This window comes from Marinilabilia sp. (assembly GCF_016278715.1).
Lineage (GTDB): Bacteria > Bacteroidota > Bacteroidia > Bacteroidales > Marinilabiliaceae > Marinilabilia.
This window is the reverse complement of record NZ_JADQBH010000173.1, coordinates 1-4,173: the sequence shown is the minus strand read 5'-3', so window position 1 is coordinate 4,173 and position 4,173 is coordinate 1. Positions and strand designations below refer to the sequence as shown.

The following is a 4,173-nucleotide window of genomic DNA, read 5'->3' as shown; positions in this document are numbered from 1 at the left end:
TCCGTGGTCTCTGTGGTTAAATCCCTCAATGGACAATTCTGTCACCCCTGCCGGGGCTCTATCGTATTTATTACAAACATTCGTTCTACCATACTGCCGCCCCGCTGGGGCTAATCAATTATGAAAAGAAGAACCAAACAATATCCGTCTTCACAGTTAAATGGGGAAATCCCTGGCAATATCCGAATCTATAGCCTCCTATGCCCAGGCTCTCCTCCCTCTGCTCTTATCTCCAAGCTCCATGCCTTAACTGCCGCTCCGCTGGGGCTGATCCATTGCGAAAAGAAGAACCAAACAATATCCCTCTTCACAGTTAGATGGGAAAATCCCTGGCAATATCCGAATCTATAGTCTCATATGCCCAGGCTCTCCGCCCTCTGCTCTTATCTCCATGCTCCATGCCTTACCTGCCGCCCCGCTGGGGCTAATCCATTATGAAAAGAAGAACCAAACAATATCCGTCTTCACAGTTAAATGGGAAAATTCCTGGCAAAATCCGAATCTATTGTCTCATATGCCCAGGCTCTCCGCCCTCTGCTCTTATCTTCATGCCTTACCTGCCACTCCGCCGGGGCTAATCCATTGCTTCGATGAACGCTTGATTAGGGATGAAATATTTCATCCCCTTTTCTGCCTGTATTAAGGGACTAAAATTTTTCATAATCCTCCGAACCAAAACTGCCCAAATCGAAATCCTGTTTTTCTCCTTTGGCTTTGGCTTTCAATTGTGACTGGGAAACAGCACAACTTGCTCCACCCTCTTCCTTTTCAGGTTTTTGGGTTCTAACCACAGTCTCATCACCTTTTGATTCATTCAGTTTAGATTCAATATTTTTCTGACCATCAGAAGAAAGACTAAAAACTGAAATGGCGCGTTCCAACCGTTCAGATAATTTTTCAATCCTTTGAGCGGCAGAATTTATCTCCTCCGAATTGGAAGCATTTCTCTGGGTTACCTGGTTTAATTGCTGAAGTGCATTATTGATTTGTTCTACACCCGAAACCTGCTCCAATGAAGCCACTGAGATCTCCTGAATCAGGCCTGCAGTTTTCTCAATTTCCGGAGTAAGAGACAACAACATCTCCCGTGATTCCCTAGATGAATTAATAGTCATCCCGGACACTTTGTTAATATCATTTGCAGCCTGCTGACTTCTTTCAGCAAGTTTTCGTACCTCCGCAGCCACCACGGCAAATCCTCTCCCCTCAACTCCTGCGCGCGCAGCTTCCACCGCAGCATTCAAGGCAAGAATATTAGTTTGAAAAGCAATATCTCCAATTACAGAAATCTTAGAGGTAATTTCTTCAAGATACCCGGCAGCAGTTTCCGAGATATCGTTACTCTTATTCATATCCAGAGCGGCTTTCCGTGCAATTGATTCAGTCTGCCTTGCATTATCGGTATTTTGCTGAATATTGGCGTGCATTTCTTCCATCGATGAAGAGACCTCCTCTGCCGCAGACGCCTGCTCACCAGCACCTTCAGCCAACTCTGTAGATTCGCGAGAAAGTGAGGAACTGGCTTCAACCATCTCACGGGTACCTTCAGTGATGTCAGAAATAATAATTCTGAGATTCTTAACCATATTGTCTAAAGCAACAGCCAGGCGGCCCACTTCATCCTTTCGTTTAGTATCGAAACGAACCGAAAGATTTCCCGCTGATACCTTTTCGGCAAGTCCGATGCCTTGCAAAATAGGTTTGGCAATGGAGCCGGGTAGGTATATGGCAAATATCAATCCAACCAAAAGCAGAACAATAATTGCCACTATCACAAGAGTCTGAATGTTTTCTACAATTCGGGCACTTTGGTTGCCCATTCCCTTAATATCTCCCTGCCCCATATCTGCAATCGACCTGATATCCCACATTATTTCCTTACCCAGTTCAAACCGTTTAACCTCGACAAGCCGCGCTTCCTGATAATATTCAATAAAGGAGATGGCTGAAGAAATAAAACTATTCAGCACTGTGGCCATTCTTTCAGGAAGATAAACTAACCCAACATCTTCCATCAATGAACGCGTCCGCGCTAATTCTGCATCCAATGCCACAGCCTCCCGATTAAAATCTTTTGCCTGAATTATTCCCCAAATTCCCAGTGCCCGATTCATCAATTGTTGATATCTGGCGCTGTTTTGATAGTTTTCTGACAATTCAACCAACTCCTCTCCGGCTTCCCGCATTACTACTCTTTGATTGGCAGCATTGCTCTGCACCGACTGATAATTTTCGTAGAGTGACGAATAATTTTCAAGTTTTTCCTTTAAATCCAGAAATGTTTCACTTCGGGCCCCTTCGCCTTCCATCTCAATAAGATTATTCAGGGCAACCATCATCTGGGTATAATACCTTTCAGAAACCAGGTCGAAATAAGGCTGGCTCGAGAAATCATACGACCTTGTAACTTCTGTGAGTTTACGCCAGTTTTGATCCACCAGGCTCGCTTCATTAACCGTCGGAATATACTTATCGGAAAGGTCATTCACGCCCCGTCCAATTTCAAAAAGGCTGTATAACGTAAAGCCACCCATCAAAATAGTTAATGTCACTACAGCAGCAAGACTACTTCTAATCTTTCCACTAATACTAAGATCTCTCCAGTTCATATTTGTATCGGGATATATTTATGTTGTAAAGGACGGGATAAAAGTCAAGGAAAAACAAAATCTCCTCAAAAGTTTAAAAATTTTCCACCATTTCAAAACAAAACGATGAAAAAAACGTATTTTCGCTCAAACAGCTTCTTTCATATAATTTTTTATTCCATAAAAAGAAAAAATGAATACAAAAAACCTTTTTTCATCAATTCTGACAATCTCTTTATTCTTTATACTGCTGGCAGCATTGTCGAGTTGCGAAAACAATGACAAAAAAAAGATTGGCTTTCTATATAGTTCCGATGTAACCATCCGATTCAATAAAGAAAGTCAGTTCTTTAAAGAAAAAGCAGAGGAACTGGGTGCACAGGTCATTGTTGACCAGGCCAGCGACAATGATGCACTTCAATACGAGAAGGCGATTAAAATGATGGAGGAGGGAATTGATTTATTGGCCCTTATTGCTGTAAATATCAACACAGCCGAGAACATTATTAAAGAAGCCAATGCAAGAGATATTCCGGTGATGGCGTACAATCGCCTGATACCCAACTCGGATCTTAAAGTTTACATATCGGGCAATAATGAAGAATTGGGTAAAGACATGGTAGGTTATGCCTTAGAACAAAGACCTTCTGGAAACTACGTAATTCTTAACGGTGACAAATTCGACAGAAATGCAGTGGAATTAATGGAATCCATTGATAAAACACTCAAGCCTCATATCGACGCAGACAGAATTAAGGTATTATATAAAACTTATATTGAAAGCTGGAACCCCGACCATGCAGCTTATGAACTGGATCAATTTCTAAGAGCCAATCCGGAACCTATAGACGCACTCATATCCTGCTTTGACGGAATGTCCGTTGCCTGCATTGAAGTGCTGGAGAAGTACGACTTAGCCGGAGAGGTAATTGTTACCGGACAAGATGCCCAAATAGAATCGTGTCGCCGAATAGTGGAAGGCACCCAACACATAACCCTGTACCACCCCCTCAAAAACATCGCTTACAAAGCAGCCGAAGTGGCCGTTGACATTCTTAACGGGGAAAAGCTGGAGAAAAAATATGACATCACTTTTTCTAATAATGGCTTAAAAGATGTCCCAACCATCCAAATCAGTTCTATTCCGGTTACGAAAGAAAATATTGATAAAGTTTTAATTGAAAGTGGGTTTTATACCAGAGAGGAGATTTATTAGGGCATAGGGCATGGTGCATAGGGCGTGGAGCATGGTGCATGGGGGTTGGCGCGTAGTGTGTGGGGTGTTTAAAAGCTCGTGTCTGTTAGTTTTACAGGTGACCCATAAATATCTCATTTACATAACTTCAACTAAGAAAGAACCATTAACTTACTGACATATTGTTATTCTGGAACAGATTCTTCGTCGTTCCTCCTCAGAATGACACTCCCCTTATTGTCATTCTGAGATCCAAAAATTTTTATTTAGTAATGTGAAATGACGTTGAATCGGGTCTATCCCGTCCGTATGGATTTGTAATCTACACGGGTAAAGAGTCAACTGTTAATTTTCTGATTTTTTGCGTATTACAAAAATACGTCATTGGTA

General features: G+C 42.1%; 2 protein-coding genes. One reads left to right on the top strand and one right to left on the bottom strand.

Going from position 1 to position 4,173, the window contains the following annotated elements; all coding sequences use genetic code 11:
* Positions 1–647: 647 nt before the first annotated feature.
* Positions 648–2,609, bottom strand: coding sequence for a methyl-accepting chemotaxis protein (locus QZZ43_RS11080; RefSeq protein WP_291859065.1), 1,962 nt, complete (start codon positions 2,607–2,609; stop codon positions 648–650).
* Positions 2,610–2,781: 172 nt separating this feature from the next.
* On the opposite strand from QZZ43_RS11080, the gene QZZ43_RS11075 reads away from it, so the two are divergent.
* Complete coding sequence (locus QZZ43_RS11075; protein WP_291859063.1) at positions 2,782–3,804, top strand: substrate-binding domain-containing protein; 1,023 nt, start codon at positions 2,782–2,784, stop codon at positions 3,802–3,804.
* The last annotated feature ends 369 nt before the right edge of the window (positions 3,805–4,173 follow it).

Excerpts from the sequence above, each read along its gene's own strand:
- QZZ43_RS11075 (WP_291859063.1), top strand. The coding sequence starts at position 2,782 with ATGAATACAAAAAACCTTTTTTCATCAATTCTGACAATCTCTTTATTC.
- QZZ43_RS11080 (WP_291859065.1), bottom strand. The coding sequence starts at position 2,609 with ATGAACTGGAGAGATCTTAGTATTAGTGGAAAGATTAGAAGTAGTCTT.